Source organism: Komagataeibacter sp. FXV3 (assembly GCF_015155755.1).
In the GTDB taxonomy this organism is placed as follows: domain Bacteria; phylum Pseudomonadota; class Alphaproteobacteria; order Acetobacterales; family Acetobacteraceae; genus Komagataeibacter.
The window spans coordinates 21,460-35,865 of sequence record NZ_VWPI01000137.1; the positions used below are offsets into that span (position 1 = coordinate 21,460).

The window sequence follows — 14,406 nt, forward strand, 5'->3', positions numbered from 1 at the left end:
TTGGTCTGTTGCCGGGGCCGCGCACCTGCCTGCCCTGTTATATCGCCAGCATAACCGACGCGGATGGGGGGTCTGTCAAGGACCGGATGTGTAACGGAAGGCGGTTCAGTAACGTTCAGTGAAATTTTCCAGCAGTTCCGCAAATCTTTCGGGGTTTTCGACATGCAGCCAGTGCCCGGCCTGTTCGATCAGTTCCAGCCGGTAGCACGGAAACAGCCGACGCATGATGGCATAATGCTCGGGGCGGATATAGGGGGAATTCCCCCCCGCCAGGAATAGCGTGGGACCGGGATAGGCATAGCCTTCTGGTATGTAGGGCCAGTTTTCCACATTGGGCATCGATTCCACGATTTCCCGCAGACCGATGCCCCAGCCCGGGTTTTCCCCCACCCGGATGTTCTGCAGCATGAGCGCGCGGACATCCGTGTTGGGAATGTAGTGCTGCAGCAGCCTGTCCGCGCCCGCGCGGTTGAGGAACGGCGGAAACGGCACCCGCAGCATCTGTTCGCCCAGCGCGAACTGACCATGCCCGGTGCGTGCAGGCGGGATATCGGCCACCAGCAGGCTGTGCACCATGCCCGGTCGCGTCAGCGCCAGCGTCATCGCGACCTTGCCACCCATGGAATGCCCCACCAGGGTCGCGGGCAGGGCATTGTGGTGGGCCAGCGTTTCCAGCAGGTCGGCGGCCATGGTGTAGTAATCCATAAGCCCGTGCGGGCTGTCGCCATGGTTGCGCAGGTCAATGGCCAGCGTGCGACGGGTGGTGGCAAGCCGGCGCTGGAAGAAGCCAAGGTTGCGCGCCCGTCCGAACAGGCCATGCAGCAGGACAACGGGGGGGCGCCCGGCCGTGTCCGCGGTAATCTGTTCTGGTCCGCGCTCAATGACGTTCAGTAGCACCCGCTGTGTTCCTATCGTCCTGTCGTATCGATGGGCAGGTGCTGCAGGTCCAGCATGATCTTGCCCATATGCGTTCCGTTTTCCATGAGTTTATGGGCATCGGCAACCCGCGCAAAGGGGAAGGTGGCATGGATGATGGGCCGGATGGTCCGCTGCGCCAGCAATGGCCATACCCGTTCTTCCAGCTGGCGGGCGACGGCGGCCTTGTATGCGGCATCACGCGGGCGCAGCGTACTGCCTGTCACCACCAGCCTGCGGGTCATGATGCGCGCCAGGTTGACGCCATCGGCCTTCGCCCCGCCCTGCAGGGCGATGATGACCAGCCGTCCCGCCGTTGCCAGTGACCGTAGGTTGCCATCCAGATACGCGCCCCCGATCATATCAAGGATGACATCCACACCCCGGCCTTCCGTCAGTTCCTTTATGCGCTTGGGAAAATCCTCGGTCCGGTAATTGATGGCGGCGGTGGCGCCAAGCGTGGTGCACAGCGCGCATTTGTCATCCGTGCCCGCCGTGGCATAGACCGTACCCCCCATGGCGCGCACAAGCTGGATGGTCGTGGTGCCGATACCGCTGGTCCCCCCATGCACCAGCACGCTTTCACCCGGTTTCAGCCCCGCTGTCATGAACAGGTTGGACCAGACGGTGAAAAAGGTTTCGGGCAGGGCGGCTGCATGGATGGCGTCAAGGCCCGTGGGCCATGGCAGGCACTGGCCCGCGGGCACGGTGCAGTACTGGGCATAGCCCCCGCCATTGACCAGCGCGCATACCCGCGCGCCGATGGCGGGGAAACTGTCGGCGGGTACGTCTGGTCCCGTCGCCACGACTTCCCCCGCGACTTCCAGCCCCAGCAGGGGACTGGCCCCCGGCGGTGGCGGATACAGTCCCTGGCGCTGCATGATGTCGGGCCGGTTGATGCCCGCCGCCATGACGCGGACCAGTACCGTCCCCCCGGTGGGCCGGGGCACGGGCAGGGTGGAAATGCGTAGGCAATCGGGACCGCCGGGCTGGCTGAAGGTAACGGCCTGCATGGTGTCGGGTATGGCTTGGGTCATGTCTGTCCTCGTGGGGCGTGTACGTGCGGCATGCAGGCCTCAAGGTGTAGGCGATTGGTGGGCAGGACCAGTGTGCAGGGCCGGGAATCGAGCAAACGTGTGCACACGATCCCGGTTGCCCCATTGTTGCGCGCGGTTGTGATGCGGACATGAAAAAAGCGCCGGAACCATTCCGGTCCCGGCGCTTTCGTCCATAAGGCCTTCCCGGAGGGAAGCCGTTATCAGACGGAGTAGTACATTTCGAATTCAGCGGGGTGCGGCGTGTGTTCGAACTTGTAGACTTCTTCCCACTTCACGGCACAGTAGCTTTCGATCTGGTCCTTGGTGAACACGTCACCGGCCAGCAGGAATTCGTAATCGGATTCCAGCGCCGTCAGGGCTTCACGCAGGGAGCCGGCAACCGTCGGGATCTGCTTCAGTTCTTCCGGCGGCAGGTCATACAGGTCCTTGTCCATCGCATCGCCCGGGTGGATCTTGTTCTTGATCCCGTCGAGGCCAGCCATCAGCATGGCGGCGAAAGCAAGGTAGGGGTTCGCGGTCGGATCGGGGAAACGGACCTCGACGCGCTTCGCCTTCGGGCTGGTCGCGTACGGGATACGGCACGAAGCGGAGCGGTTGCGCGCCGAGTATGCCAGCAGCACGGGCGCTTCGAATCCGGGGATCAGGCGCTTGTAGGAGTTGGTGGACGGGTTGGTGAAGGCGTTCAGCGCCTTGGCGTGCTTGATGATGCCGCCGATGTAGTACAGCGCCTCATCCGACAGGTCGGCATAGCCATTGCCGCCGAATGTGGGCTTGCCGTCGCGCCAGATGGACTGGTGGACATGCATGCCCGAACCGTTGTCGCCATAGATCGGCTTCGGCATGAAGGTTGCCGTCTTGCCATAGGAATGGGCAACGTTGTGCACGCAGTACTTGTAGATCTGCATGAAGTCGGCGGAGCGGACCAGCGTGTCGAACTTGGTGCCCAGCTCATGCTGCGACTGTGCGACTTCGTGGTGGTGCTTTTCGATGGGCAGGCCCATCTCACCCATGGTGGTCAGCATTTCGGCGCGCAGGTCGCCTTCGCTGTCAACCGGGGCTACGGGGAAGTAACCACCCTTGACGCCGGGGCGGTGGCCCATGTTGCCTTCGGGGTAGTCCTTCAGCGAGGCGCCGGGGCCTTCGATGCTTTCCAGCTCGTAGGTGCCGAAGTTCGGGCCGGTGCCGAAGCGCACGCTGTCGAAGATGAAGAATTCGGCTTCGGGGCCGAAGAAGGCGGTGTCGCCCAGGCCGGTGGACTGCAGGTACTGTTCGGCCAGCTTGGCGGTCGCGCGCGGGTCGCGGTTGTAGAACTGCCCGGTGGACGGTTCGACAATATCACAGATCAGGATCAGCTGCGGCTTGGCGGAGAACGGGTCCATAACCGCGGTGGTCGGGTCAGGCAGCAGGATCATGTCGCTTTCGTTGATGGCTTTCCACCCGGCGATGGAGGAGCCGTCGAACATGAAGCCTTCGCGGAAGGTGTCTTCCTCGATCGTGGTGACGTACTGGGTGGTGTGGTGCCACTTGCCACGCGGATCGGTGAAACGCAGGTCAACCATCTCGACCGCGTTTTCCTTGATGATATCAAAGACCTTCGCGATGGCCTTGGCGGAATGTGACGGCGTGGAGGCCGCGGCCGGGGCCTGTGCTTTTTTTGCCATGTTAATTTACCTGTCCTGACTTTGGTGTGCCGTTCCATGCGGCGCGGCGGCTATGGTTACGGAAACGGAAGGCTGCTGTCGATAGGCCTGCGGTCATGGAAGCCATATTTGCATCCCTGACCTCAGACCGCATCGGCGCCGCGCTCACCTGTGCGGATACGGATGACATCCGTGACGGGGGTGACAAATATCTTGCCATCGCCGATGCGCCCCGTGCGGGCGGCCGCCATGATGGCTTCTATCGCGCGCTCGGTCATGTCGTCGGGACACACGATTTCCAGTTTTACCTTGGGCAGGAAGTCGATGATGTATTCCGCGCCACGGTACAGTTCCGTATGGCCTTTCTGCCGCCCGAAGCCCTTGGCCTCCGTGACGGTGATTCCCATCAGACCGATTTCATGCAGGGCCTCCTTCACCTCGTCGAGTTTGAAGGGCTTGATGATGGCCTCGATCTTTTTCATGCTGCTGTGTCTGTCTTCCGTCTCGTGGCGTAGGGTCCGCGGTGCCGTCTGTCTGGCGCAGGCAGGGTTGCATGGCTTTGGATTTCAGGCAATCGGATGATAAGGCAAAAAACACGCACGCGCGCGCGTCCTGATATGCGCGCCGGGACAGGATGATATGATGAAACCCGCCAACTCGCTGCTTTCGGGGCTGCCGACCACCATTTTTTCAGTCATCTCTGCGCTGGCGGTGAAACATGACGCCATCAACCTCGGTCAGGGCTTTCCCGATACCGAAGGACCCGCCGACATGGTGGATGCCGCGGCCGACGCCCTGCGTGACGGACGCAACCAGTATCCCCCGCTTGCGGGCCTGCCGGAACTGCGGGCCGCCGTGGCACGGTCCAATGCGCGCTTTTATGGAATTGCGGTCGATCCCGCGCGTGAAGTGGTGGTGACATGTGGTGCTACGGAAGCGATTACCGCCTCCCTCATGGCACTGGTCAACCGGGGCGATGAAGTGGTGGTGTTCGAACCGTTATACGACACGTACATGCCGGTTCTGGACATGCTGGGCGCGGTCGTGCGCAAGGTGCGGCTGACACCGCCGCACTGGGACCTGCCGCGGGCGGAACTGGCGGCTGCCTTCAGCCCGCGCACCAAGGCGATCTTGCTGAATACACCCATGAATCCGACCGGGAAGGTGTTCACCCGCGATGAACTGGAGTTCATCGCCAGCCTTGTCGCGCGCCATGATGCCTATGCGGTGTGTGACGAGGTGTATGAACACCTGACTTTCGGCACGATTGCGCACCTGCCGCTCATGACGTTGCCGGGCATGCGTGAACGCACGATCCGCATTGGCAGCGCGGGCAAGAGCTTTTCCATGACGGGATGGAAGGTTGGTTACGTCACGGCTCCCGCCCCGCTGGCTGACCTGGTGATGAAGGCGCACCAGTTGCTGACATTCACTGTCGCCCCCAACCTGCAGCGTGCGGTGGCCATGGGGCTGGACAAGGATACCGCCTATTTCCACCAGCTGGCGGAAGGCATGCGCGGCGCGCGTGATACCCTTGCGGATGGACTGTCGCGGGCGGGCCTGTCGGTGCTGCCATCGGATGGCAGCTACTTCCTGATCGCCGATATCGCGCCACTTGGCTTTGCGGGGGATGATGTCGCGTTCTGCCAGCAGATGATCCGCCATGTGGGCGTGGCTGCGATTCCGGTCTCGGCTTTCTATGACAGCAGGGGCACGGATATCCCCGCCCGCTATGTCCGTTTTGCCTTCTGCAAGAAGAAGGAGGTGATCGCGGGCGCCGTAAAGCGGCTGCAATCCGTGCGTGAACGGCTGTGCGCAGGAAATGTGGTGGAAATCCAAAAAGGATAGTTGACGTACGCGTACGGATTTTCTAAATCACTGCGCAGTTGTGGCGGACGTAGCTCAGTTGGTAGAGCGCCGGTTTGTGGTACCGGTTGTCGCGGGTTCAATCCCCGTCGTTCGCCCCAACCCACCTTTCCTGAAAATAACGAATATGACGTGTGGCGGCAGGCTATTGCCCGGGTCGCGCGAATGTGCGTTCCAGCCCGGCCAGTAGCGGCGTGGGCGTAAGCCCCAGTTGCGTGCGCATGGGAGCAATGTCGAAAATCTTGTCTTCCATCAGTCGCCGCACCTCGGCTGGCGCAATGTGGGGCAGGCCGGGCAGATGGATTCGCGCCGCCGCCATCAGCAGCCAGCCGGGAACGGATGCGACAGGCCGTGGGCGCAGCCCCGCCGCGATCGCGACATGGCGCGTGAAATCACGATAGGTAACCTGATCCCCACCCGCGATGACCAGGCTGTGCGGCCCATCCCACGCGTGGTTCAGGGCGGCAAGGATGGCGCGGGTCACATCGCCCTGCCATATGGGCTGGATGCGTGATGTGCCACCACCGGGCAGCGGCAGGATGGGCAGGCGGCGCATGAGGGTGGCAAGGCGCTGCACGTTATCCTCTCCCGTTGCGCCATAAATCATGGTCGGGTGCAGCAGCACGCCATGGCGGCCTGAGCGGACAAATGCCTGCGCGCCTGCCATCACGCCACGCGCATGCGCGTCGGGCCAGCGGGTAAAGATACGGGTGCTGCCCAGCGCCACGATCCGGGCCTGTGGCGCCGCCGCCGCCAGCACGGCGGGCAGGTGGCGGGCATGGGCGGTCAGGACAATGGACGTGGCATCAGCCAGTGCAGCGCGCAGGCGGCCGGTATCATCGCGCAGGTCAGCCACACGGGCCGGATACGCCATGCCCGTCGCCCGCCACCGGGACAGGTTGCGCATGACGGGCACAACGGGCCGCCGGGCCGCCTTCAGCGCATGGCACAGCGCCAGTCCCGACCGGCCGGTCGCGCCAATGACATGCACCGGCCCGGCATCGGTCATCAGGGTGTGGAGATGGTCAGGCCCAGCGGTGCGGCAACCGACGGATCCCCGGCCATGGACAGGGCAACACCCAGCATCATCAGGTTGACAGGCTTCATCGGGCGCAGGGCGATCTGCAGCGGGTGGTCCTGCGGTGACTGCAGGAAGCGGCCCATGGCGCGCATCGAGGCATCATCGGACGTGCTGAGCGTGGTCAGCAGGTTCTGCCGGTAGGTGTCCACATCCATGTCACGGCTTTTGGCCAGACCGGCCACCACGTGATTGGCCAGCGACAGGTCGTCCCACGTCATGGCGGCGGAGACGATCCGCGCGGTTTCGGGAATGATGGCCATGTCGTCAAACGGGATCTGGTCCAGTTCGGACACCATGGTCAGGTTGCCCATGTCGGGGGATTCGATGGTCAGCGGTTCCAGATGCACACGGCCCGCGCTGCGGTCGCTGGTGCTGTTGGCGTGGATGTTGCCGCTGAAATGGTCATAGCCGAAGGCATTGAGGATGGACGGGTTGTCCGTGCCGGTGGACCACAGGGTCAGGTGGTCCAGCTTCGTATCCATCTTGTCTTCGGTTTCGGTGGAAAAGCGCGACGTGGTCACATGGTCGATCTGCAGCATGGGGTGGGTGCTGTCGATTTCCACCTTCTTCAGGTCCATCGTCTGCGGATGGCGTTCATGCACCAGATGCCCCGACTGGATCAGGCTTGCGACCTCGCTGGCGAAATCCGGGCCGTCCACCACGATATGATCGACGGAAATGCGGCGTGTCGGTGTCAGGTTGATCTGCGTCGCCAGCCGGTCAAGGTCCAGATGCGATGCGCGGCCCATTCCGTACTGGCTTACGGTCATGCGCCCGATGGTCACGTCCGTCTGGCTGGCGGGAATGGCCAGATGCATGTTGGTGAACGTCCCCTTGTCCAGCACCAGGGAATCGAAACCCAGCGGGCGGGCCATGTCGCCCGCCGCACGCGCGGTGTTGGGCAGGACAAGGTTGCCCAGTTCCACCTGATCCAGCGATATGGTGTTGGAGGTGGTCATGACCTTCACGTTGCGCAGCACCAGACTGCCGATCTTCTCGCCCTGCACGTTATTGCCGGTCAGCCCACCCAGCCGCACGTCGGCTGCGATCAGCGTCATGGCGGGATTGTGGTAGGTGACAGCGGTGAAATGCGCCCCCCGCGCCAGCGTGCGCGGGCGCGCCGTGGCGTAGCTGAACGTGGCGTCAGGCCCGATGGAGGCCCGGAAGTCGGCAATGCCGGCCTCCAGCCTGCGTTGGGCAAAGTGGTGCACCCCCCAGCTGCCGACCAGCAGCACAAGTATAAGCAGGGGAATGGCGGGATAGAGTTTCTTCACGAGCCTGATATCCGTAATGACCTTGAACTGAGTGCTATCGCATTCCAGCCCCCTTGGGCAATCGCCAGCGGGCAGAGAGCTGCGGAAAGATGTGCGGTATCATGATACCACACACGTTTTTTTACCGGAAAAATGCCGCCTGTACGGGATTATGTGCTTGACGTTCGTGTCCCGTACGGATGATAACGCGCCACCTGTTACCGCTACATTACTGGACGGAACACTGAATCCATGAAGACCACACTTTCGCTGAAACCCGCAGAGGTGACGCGTGGCTGGACCCTGATCGACGCCGAAGGCCTCGTCCTGGGTCGCCTGGCGACCATCATCGCCCAGCGCCTGCGCGGCAAGCACAAGCCCCAGTTCACCCCGCATGTTGATTGCGGCGACAACATTGTCGTCATCAACGCCGAGAAGGTCCGCCTGACCGGCAACAAGGTGGACCAGAAGCTGTTCCACTATCACACCGGCTATCCCGGTGGGATCAAGGAACGCACCATCACCCAGCGCCTGACCGGCAAGAATCCCGGTGATGTCGTGCGCAAGGCTGTCGAGCGCATGATCACCCGTGGCCCGCTGCAGCGCGCGCAGATGAAGCACCTGTATGTGTATGCCGGTAGCGAACATCCGCACGAAGGGCAGAAGCCGCAGGTTCTCGACGTTGCGTCAATGAACCGCAAGAACGCCGTGAACACCCAGAAGGTCGGGGGCTGAACAACATGTCCGAAACCCAAGAACGTACAGGCACGCTGGCCGACCTCAAGGAAGCGGTTGCTTCCGGCCAGGTTACCTCTTCGCAGGAAGCCGCACCCGTTTACGAAGCCAAGCGCGATGCGCAGGGCCGTTCCTATGCCACGGGCCGTCGTAAGGACGCCGTGGCCCGTGTGTGGATCAAGCCGGGCAAGGGCGACATCATCGTCAATGGCCGTCCGGTCGGCACCTATTTCGCACGCCCCGTGCTGCGCATGCTGATCACCCAGCCGTTCCTGGTTGCTGATCGCTACAACCAGTTTGACGTGTACTGCACCGTTGTCGGTGGCGGTCTGTCCGGTCAGGCTGGTGCGGTCCGTCATGGTATCAGCCGTGCGCTGACCCATTACGAACCCGCGCTGCGCAGCATCCTGAAGGCTGCTGGCTTCCTGACGCGCGATTCGCGTGTTGTTGAACGTAAGAAGTACGGTCGCGCCAAGGCCCGTCGTTCCTTCCAGTTCAGCAAGCGCTGATCCTGTCTATCCCGTGGCGTGCCACGGGATACGGGTTTTGCAACGGGGTCGGTCCAGCAATGGACCGGCCCCGTTGTGCATCAGGCGTGCCGGATCGGCGCGGTATCAGGCAAAGGGGTTGGCGACCTTGGCCGGTTTGCGGGGCGGCAGGGAATCAGGCAGGTCCTGCTGCGCTTCCAGGGTCGTCACGACCTGCTGCATGAAGGCCAGCAGCGCGCGCGCGCGTTCCAGCCCGGCTTTGTCACGACTCAGGTCCGTCTGGCCGTAAAAGGCGATGCTGTCGGTGCCGTTTTCCACCGTCATGCCACCAACGGTACGGCTGGCGCTGTTATCGGCAAAGGGGACCAGCGCGTCGGTGGCTGTCGGGTGATGGGCGGTCATGATCTGTCTCCTGCAAAAAAGAAAGGGGCTGGTCACCACCGATAATAGATATGCCGGCTGCGGCGGTGGTAACGGGTTGTCCTGCGTGTGTGGGGACGTGTCGTGCCCAACGGCAACGTCATGCAGGTCTGCTTCAGGCGTGCGGGCAGGGCGGGAAAGGGATCGATCCCGGTAATATGGGTCAGTTCCGCCACGCTGACATGGCTGCAGCCGGGCGTGCGGGCGACGTTATGGCATACGTAAACCCCCGTCTGTTCACGGCGCGGGTCATATATGGCCTTCCATGTCGAGGTCGGCACCAGCACGCGATCCGCCCCGATGGCCGACAGCGTGCGGCCATGGAAGGCGGGGCCGGTCACGACATACAGTTCCCCTTCACGCAGGGTCAGCCTGCGCACGGCCGATTCGATTTCCTCCCACCTGCCCCGGTTCAGTGCGGCGCGTTGCGGCACGATATTGGACAGCAGGAACGTCTCTTGCTGTGTCTGTTCGTCGGGCATGTCGCCCGAGGGGCTCATATGCCCCCGGTCAAAGCCGGATCGGACATAGTCTTCCAGTTCCGCCCGCGCCGCTGGCGCAATGCGCGGGTCAGGGTGGAAGTCCCCCCGGCGCGGGGTGGACATGGCCGCGCGGATCATGGCGGTATCAAGATGTTCCGCCGACCACAGGGGTTCGTGTGCCAGCCCGGAATACAGCACGGCATAGCGGGCATTGCACAGCAGTTGTGTCCGGGGCGACAGTTTTGCATTGTCCAGCGTTGGCAACTGCTGCCCCGCCCCCATTTCCGCACACCCTTCGGCGTGTGCGGCATGGGATGGGAACAGGGCCACAAGCCAGACCAGAAGGGGCAGGACATACCGTGTCATGCGAAGGGCAGGGCAATGTCGGGACACGGTCTGGCGTTATCCATCTGTTCTGGTAAAATGGGGCTTATCCATGAAACATCTGATAAGGCAGGGCAATGGCCGAGCAACCTGATTCAGGAAATCCCGGCCCGCAGGATTCCTTCGTCCTGCATCGTCGTGAACTGCCCCCCACGCGGCGCGAGCGCATGCTGCGCATCGGCCTGCGTGTGGTGACGGTCGTGCTGTTGGCGGCGGCGTTGATCGACCTCGTCATGCAGCTTGCCGGACATGGTCGTTAAGGAACTGTCGGCTAATAACAAGGAAGTTTTTGGTGAAGCTTTTTTCTGAAAGCTTCAGAAGAACGCCGCCTTTTTAAAAAAGACGGCGCCAAAAAATTTTTATGTTTATTTATCAATAATTTTTCCCTTAAGGGGAATGCGCCCCTGCTGTTGTGGCGGGCGATGGCAGGTCGGCTGAAATGCCGCTTCTGGACAGGGCAATGGTCACGTCTATCGTTTCCTGATTGACCTGCGCATCAAATTCCTGGTCCACCACCGGGTTCTGCGCCATCGTCATCATGTCGCCAAAACGCAGATGCGCCCAGTCAATGCGGTCATGTGCCTGACGGGTCACGTCAAAATTCACCATGGGGTGCCGCGTACCGTTCGGGGCGGTGTAGGACCATGCAAAATGACAGCGTACGGGTGCGCCGCGCTGGGTAAACAGTGTGTGGACGAAGCCGGGCGTCACATCCATCTGCAATGTGTTCATGAGATAATGCGGCGCCTGCTTCTGCAGGGCGGGTGTGACCTGCGTATTGAACAGTCCGGCCTGAATCATTTCGGGCATGTGGGCCATGAAAGTGGGCTGGTTTATGGTCATTTCCACCACGCAGGGCGCGGTCTGCGCAAAGCGGGTTTCAATACCCCATGCATGTGCGGTCGTCTCCGTTCCCATGATGGGCGCGGGATAGGTGGCTGATGCGGCATGTGCCACATCCATGCCACCCATAAGGGCCAGGACCAGAACGGTCCCATGCAGGGTCCACCGTGGCGGGACAGGACATTCGGGATGGGTCGGACGTGTCAGGCTAGGCAAGGGTCGGCACCGGTCTGTGTAAGGTCTTGGTGAATTGTCAGGGTGACAGGAAACAGCTTTTGTCCCCCTGCTGTCACGGGGGGTGTGGGCATGTCAGCCCTGTCCAGTATGGGCGGCCAGCCACATCGTGGGCAAGTCCTGCCATATACCGTGCATGGGGCAGGTGATGGGCAGGTACGTCGGTATATTGCATTTCATGGCAATGATTATTGCGGACCATTCATGTTCTGCATGTATTGTTTTGGTATCTGTCTGTCCATATTGCCATCAGTCATTGAAATGCCACAATAATCATCTTTTTCATGCCCTGCGGTCCCACTGCCACGCGCTGGCGGGGGCGTGTCACATAGCCCGGACCATGGTTGTCAACCAATTGTGGCCACAGGGTTTTTTCGGGATATGTGATGATGAAACTCCTTCTGCCCTGCCGCGTTTGCGGCGGGTAATGGAAATCAGAAGAATATTGCCGGTGGCGGTCTGTCGATACGGTCTGCCCATGGGGTGGTCGTGCCATTCAGGCTGGCGCAACCGGCAGTTCGGGTCAGGGAACCATGTTTGAGTCAAAGATCATAGAAGTGGATGGCGTGTTCGTGGGGGCGGCCATCATTACGGGCATTGCGTCCTCGCTGCGTTTTTACGCAACCCATGACAGCGTGCGCAGCCTGCACAACGCCATCCTGCCCGATCTGGTGGCGCTGAAGCAGCGGGTGACGGCGACATTTCGCCGCATGGGGCATAAGGCCGTCACCTTCCGCGAGGCCTAGCCACACAACGCGCGACGCCCCGGTGGGAACGTGTATCCCGCCGGGGCGTCGGTGTCGGAAAAGACTGTCTGAACAGTCTGCAATCCCAAGAAAGTTTTTGCTGAAGCTTTTTTCAAAAAGCTTCAAAAGAACGCCGCCTTTTAGAAAAAAGGCGGTATCCAAAAACTTTGATTATTTTCCAACAGTCTGCCAGGTCGCCGGATATATCAGCGGCTGGTGCGGCGCCCAAGCTGACTGACATCACGTACGGCGCCGCGCGCGGCACTGGTGGTCAGTGCGCTGTAAGCCTGAAGGGCGACGGAGACTTCGCGTTGCCGGTCTGGCTGCCACGCCCGGTCGCCACGTTCTTCCATTTCGTCGCGGCGGGCAGCCAGCTGCGCATCGGTGACGGTGGTGCGCAGGACGCGGTTGGGAATGTCGATCTCGATCGTATCGCCTTCATGCAGAAGGCCGATGATGCCGCCTTCCGCCGCCTCGGGCGAGATATGGCCGATCGACAGCCCCGAACTGCCGCCAGAAAAGCGGCCATCGGTAATCAGGGCGCATTTTTCAGCCAGTCCCTTGGATTTAAGGTAGCTGGTCGGATACAGCATTTCCTGCATCCCCGGCCCACCCTTCGGTCCTTCGTAGCGGATCACCACCACGTCGCCCGGCACGATCTTATTGCCAAGGATGGCAGATACGGCCGCGTCCTGGCTTTCGAAAATGCGGGCCGGGCCGGTAAAGGTCAGCAGGTTATCGGCAACGCCCGCGGTTTTGACGATGGCGCCATCTTCCGCAAGGTTGCCAAACAGCACCGCAAGGCCACCGTCCTGGCTGTAGGCGTGTTCCGAATCACGGATCGCGCCATTGGCACGGTCGGTATCCAGCGCCTTGTACCGGCTGGCCTGCGAAAATGCTTCCGTGGTGCGCACGCCACCGGGGGCGGCGCGGAAGAAGGTGCGGGCGTCCTCATCCACCGTATCGGCGCTGATATCCCATTTGGACAGGGCTGCCGCCATGCTGGGTGCATGCACGCTGGGGGTGTCCACGTGCAGCAGGCCCATGCGGGCCAGTTCGCCCATGATGGCGGGAATGCCACCGGCGCGGTGCACGTCCTCCATGTGGATATCCATGCGCGATGGCGAGACCTTGCACAGGTTGGGCACCTTGTGGGACAGGCGGTCGATGTCGGACATGGTGAAATGCACCTTGCCCTCATGCGCTGCCGCCAGCAGGTGCAGGACGGTGTTGGTCGACCCGCCCATGGCGATATCGACCGACATGGCGTTTTCAAACGCGGACTTGGTGGCGATGCCGCGCGGCAGGACCGTGGCGTCGTCATTTTCATACCAGCGGCGGGCAAGGGCGACGATTTCACGGCCCGCGCGCTCGAACAGTTCGCGGCGGTCGGCATGGGTCGCGACAAGGCTGCCATTGCCCGGCAGGGCAAGGCCCAGCGCTTCGGTCAGGCAGTTCATGGAATTGGCGGTGAACATGCCCGAGCACGACCCGCAGGTGGGGCAGGCGGAGCGTTCGATCGTGGCCGACTGTTCATCCGTCACATCCGAATTGGCCGCCGCCACCATGGACGTGATGAGGTCAACCTGCTGTTCGGTGCCGTTATTGATGATCTTGCCCGCTTCCATCGGCCCGCCGGAGACGAAGATGGTCGGTATGTTCAGCCGCATCGCCGCCATCAGCATGCCCGGCGTGATCTTGTCACAGTTGCTTATGCACACCAGCGCGTCGGCGCAGTGGGCGTTGACCATGTATTCCACCGCATCCGCGATCAGTTCGCGCGACGGCAGGCTGTACAGCATGCCGCCATGGCCCATGGCGATGCCGTCATCCACGGCAATGGTGTTGAACTCCCGCCCGATGCCACCGGCTTCGGCCACCGCACCGGCCACAAGCTGGCCCAGGTCCTTGAGGTGGACATGACCGGGCACGAACTGCGTGAACGAATTGGCGATGGCGATGATCGGCTTGCCGAAGTCACCATCCTTCATGCCGGTTGCACGCCACAGGCTGCGCGCACCGGCCATGTTGCGGCCATGGGTCGTAGTGCGGGAACGATAGGCGGGCATGACGGTGACCTCTCGCGACAAAGGGGTTAGCATAGGGGAACGATATTGCCTGCCCGCATACAGGACGCGCGGCCTGCGCGCCAGTCCAAACCTGCCGTTAACCGTGGACGGGTAGGGAGGGGACGGGCACGGACCGCAACTCCATCTGCGGCCAGTCGTTCATCTGATACCTTACCCGTCATTGCACAAGGA

General features: G+C 62.0%; 15 protein-coding genes and 1 tRNA gene. 6 read left to right on the forward strand and 10 right to left on the reverse strand.

Going from position 1 to position 14,406, the window contains the following annotated elements:
- Positions 1 to 105: 105 nt before the first annotated feature.
- From F1542_RS12785 to F1542_RS12800, 4 genes are all read right to left on the reverse strand, one after another.
- Positions 106 to 897 carry an alpha/beta fold hydrolase gene (locus F1542_RS12785; protein ID WP_193733370.1) on the reverse strand — a complete coding sequence of 264 codons (792 nt, stop codon included), beginning with the start codon at positions 895 to 897 and terminating at the stop codon, positions 106 to 108.
- An 11-nt stretch (positions 898 to 908) separates the two neighbouring features.
- The gene (locus tag F1542_RS12790) at positions 909 to 1,952 is read right to left on the reverse strand and encodes an NAD(P)H-quinone oxidoreductase (protein WP_193733371.1); all 1,044 of its coding nucleotides are present in this window, start codon (positions 1,950 to 1,952) and stop codon (positions 909 to 911) included.
- Positions 1,953 to 2,173: 221 nt separating this feature from the next.
- Positions 2,174 to 3,634, reverse strand: coding sequence for a type I glutamate--ammonia ligase (gene glnA / locus F1542_RS12795; RefSeq protein WP_193733372.1), 1,461 nt, complete (start codon positions 3,632 to 3,634; stop codon positions 2,174 to 2,176).
- Positions 3,635 to 3,756: 122 nt separating this feature from the next.
- Positions 3,757 to 4,095, reverse strand: a complete 339-nt coding sequence (locus F1542_RS12800) for a P-II family nitrogen regulator (RefSeq protein WP_010510184.1) — start codon at positions 4,093 to 4,095, stop codon at positions 3,757 to 3,759.
- A gap of 160 nt (positions 4,096 to 4,255) precedes the next feature.
- Here F1542_RS12800 and F1542_RS12805 point away from each other — a divergent pair, with 160 nt between their 5' ends.
- Entirely contained in the window at positions 4,256 to 5,461 is a 1,206-nt protein-coding gene (locus tag F1542_RS12805) for an aminotransferase (RefSeq protein WP_193733402.1), read from the forward strand.
- Positions 5,462 to 5,504: 43 nt separating this feature from the next.
- Positions 5,505 to 5,580, forward strand: a tRNA-His gene (locus tag F1542_RS12810).
- Positions 5,581 to 5,624: 44 nt separating this feature from the next.
- Here F1542_RS12810 and F1542_RS12815 read toward each other — a convergent pair.
- Positions 5,625 to 6,488, reverse strand: coding sequence for an SDR family oxidoreductase (locus F1542_RS12815; protein WP_193733373.1), 864 nt, complete (start codon positions 6,486 to 6,488; stop codon positions 5,625 to 5,627).
- Positions 6,488 to 7,834 carry a hypothetical protein gene (locus F1542_RS12820; protein ID WP_193733374.1) on the reverse strand — a complete coding sequence of 449 codons (1,347 nt, stop codon included), beginning with the start codon at positions 7,832 to 7,834 and terminating at the stop codon, positions 6,488 to 6,490. Before F1542_RS12820 ends, F1542_RS12815 begins: the two co-directional genes overlap by 1 nt.
- 231 nt (positions 7,835 to 8,065) lie before the next feature.
- Between F1542_RS12820 and rplM the strand changes: the two genes are divergently transcribed.
- Positions 8,066 to 8,548, forward strand: coding sequence for a 50S ribosomal protein L13 (rplM, locus tag F1542_RS12825; RefSeq protein ID WP_010510192.1), 483 nt, complete (start codon positions 8,066 to 8,068; stop codon positions 8,546 to 8,548).
- A gap of 5 nt (positions 8,549 to 8,553) precedes the next feature.
- On the forward strand, positions 8,554 to 9,057 hold the full coding sequence (gene rpsI, locus F1542_RS12830; RefSeq protein ID WP_025439615.1) for a 30S ribosomal protein S9: 504 nt from the start codon (positions 8,554 to 8,556) through the stop codon (positions 9,055 to 9,057).
- 105 nt (positions 9,058 to 9,162) lie between these two features.
- Here the strand turns inward: rpsI and F1542_RS12835 are convergent, their stop codons facing one another.
- Positions 9,163 to 9,438 (reverse strand): hypothetical protein, encoded by a 276-nt coding sequence (locus tag F1542_RS12835; RefSeq protein ID WP_193733375.1) that lies wholly within the window; start codon positions 9,436 to 9,438, stop codon positions 9,163 to 9,165.
- A 32-nt stretch (positions 9,439 to 9,470) separates the two neighbouring features.
- Entirely contained in the window at positions 9,471 to 10,304 is an 834-nt protein-coding gene (locus F1542_RS12840; protein WP_193733403.1) for a DNA/RNA non-specific endonuclease, read from the reverse strand.
- A gap of 95 nt (positions 10,305 to 10,399) precedes the next feature.
- On the opposite strand from F1542_RS12840, the gene F1542_RS12845 reads away from it, so the two are divergent.
- The gene (locus F1542_RS12845) at positions 10,400 to 10,582 is read left to right on the forward strand and encodes a hypothetical protein (protein ID WP_010510200.1); all 183 of its coding nucleotides are present in this window, start codon (positions 10,400 to 10,402) and stop codon (positions 10,580 to 10,582) included.
- Between the two features lie 127 nt (positions 10,583 to 10,709).
- On the opposite strand, the gene F1542_RS12850 is transcribed toward F1542_RS12845, so the two are convergent.
- Entirely contained in the window at positions 10,710 to 11,381 is a 672-nt protein-coding gene (locus tag F1542_RS12850; RefSeq protein ID WP_227672721.1) for a hypothetical protein, read from the reverse strand.
- Between the two features lie 551 nt (positions 11,382 to 11,932).
- Between F1542_RS12850 and F1542_RS12855 the strand changes: the two genes are divergently transcribed.
- Complete coding sequence (locus F1542_RS12855) at positions 11,933 to 12,145, forward strand: hypothetical protein (RefSeq protein ID WP_193733376.1); 213 nt, start codon at positions 11,933 to 11,935, stop codon at positions 12,143 to 12,145.
- 206 nt (positions 12,146 to 12,351) lie between these two features.
- On the opposite strand, the gene ilvD is transcribed toward F1542_RS12855, so the two are convergent.
- Positions 12,352 to 14,214 (reverse strand): dihydroxy-acid dehydratase, encoded by a 1,863-nt coding sequence (ilvD, locus tag F1542_RS12860; RefSeq protein WP_193733377.1) that lies wholly within the window; start codon positions 14,212 to 14,214, stop codon positions 12,352 to 12,354.
- Between the last annotated feature and the right edge of the window lie 192 nt (positions 14,215 to 14,406).

What these genes read in the sequence shown, in the direction of transcription:
- F1542_RS12800 (WP_010510184.1), bottom strand. Translation starts at nt 4,095, where the DNA reads ATGAAAAAGATCGAGGCCATCATCAAGCCCTTCAAACTCGACGAGGTG.
- F1542_RS12815 (WP_193733373.1), bottom strand. Translation starts at nt 6,488, where the DNA reads ATGACCGATGCCGGGCCGGTGCATGTCATTGGCGCGACCGGCCGGTCG.
- F1542_RS12835 (WP_193733375.1), bottom strand. Translation starts at nt 9,438, where the DNA reads ATGACCGCCCATCACCCGACAGCCACCGACGCGCTGGTCCCCTTTGCC.
- F1542_RS12845 (WP_010510200.1), top strand. Translation starts at nt 10,400, where the DNA reads ATGGCCGAGCAACCTGATTCAGGAAATCCCGGCCCGCAGGATTCCTTC.
- F1542_RS12840 (WP_193733403.1), bottom strand. Translation starts at nt 10,304, where the DNA reads ATGACACGGTATGTCCTGCCCCTTCTGGTCTGGCTTGTGGCCCTGTTC.
- rplM (WP_010510192.1), top strand. Translation starts at nt 8,066, where the DNA reads ATGAAGACCACACTTTCGCTGAAACCCGCAGAGGTGACGCGTGGCTGG.
- F1542_RS12855 (WP_193733376.1), top strand. Translation starts at nt 11,933, where the DNA reads ATGTTTGAGTCAAAGATCATAGAAGTGGATGGCGTGTTCGTGGGGGCG.
- ilvD (WP_193733377.1), bottom strand. Translation starts at nt 14,214, where the DNA reads ATGCCCGCCTATCGTTCCCGCACTACGACCCATGGCCGCAACATGGCC.
- rpsI (WP_025439615.1), top strand. Translation starts at nt 8,554, where the DNA reads ATGTCCGAAACCCAAGAACGTACAGGCACGCTGGCCGACCTCAAGGAA.
- glnA (WP_193733372.1), bottom strand. Translation starts at nt 3,634, where the DNA reads ATGGCAAAAAAAGCACAGGCCCCGGCCGCGGCCTCCACGCCGTCACAT.
- F1542_RS12805 (WP_193733402.1), top strand. Translation starts at nt 4,256, where the DNA reads ATGAAACCCGCCAACTCGCTGCTTTCGGGGCTGCCGACCACCATTTTT.
- F1542_RS12790 (WP_193733371.1), bottom strand. Translation starts at nt 1,952, where the DNA reads ATGACCCAAGCCATACCCGACACCATGCAGGCCGTTACCTTCAGCCAG.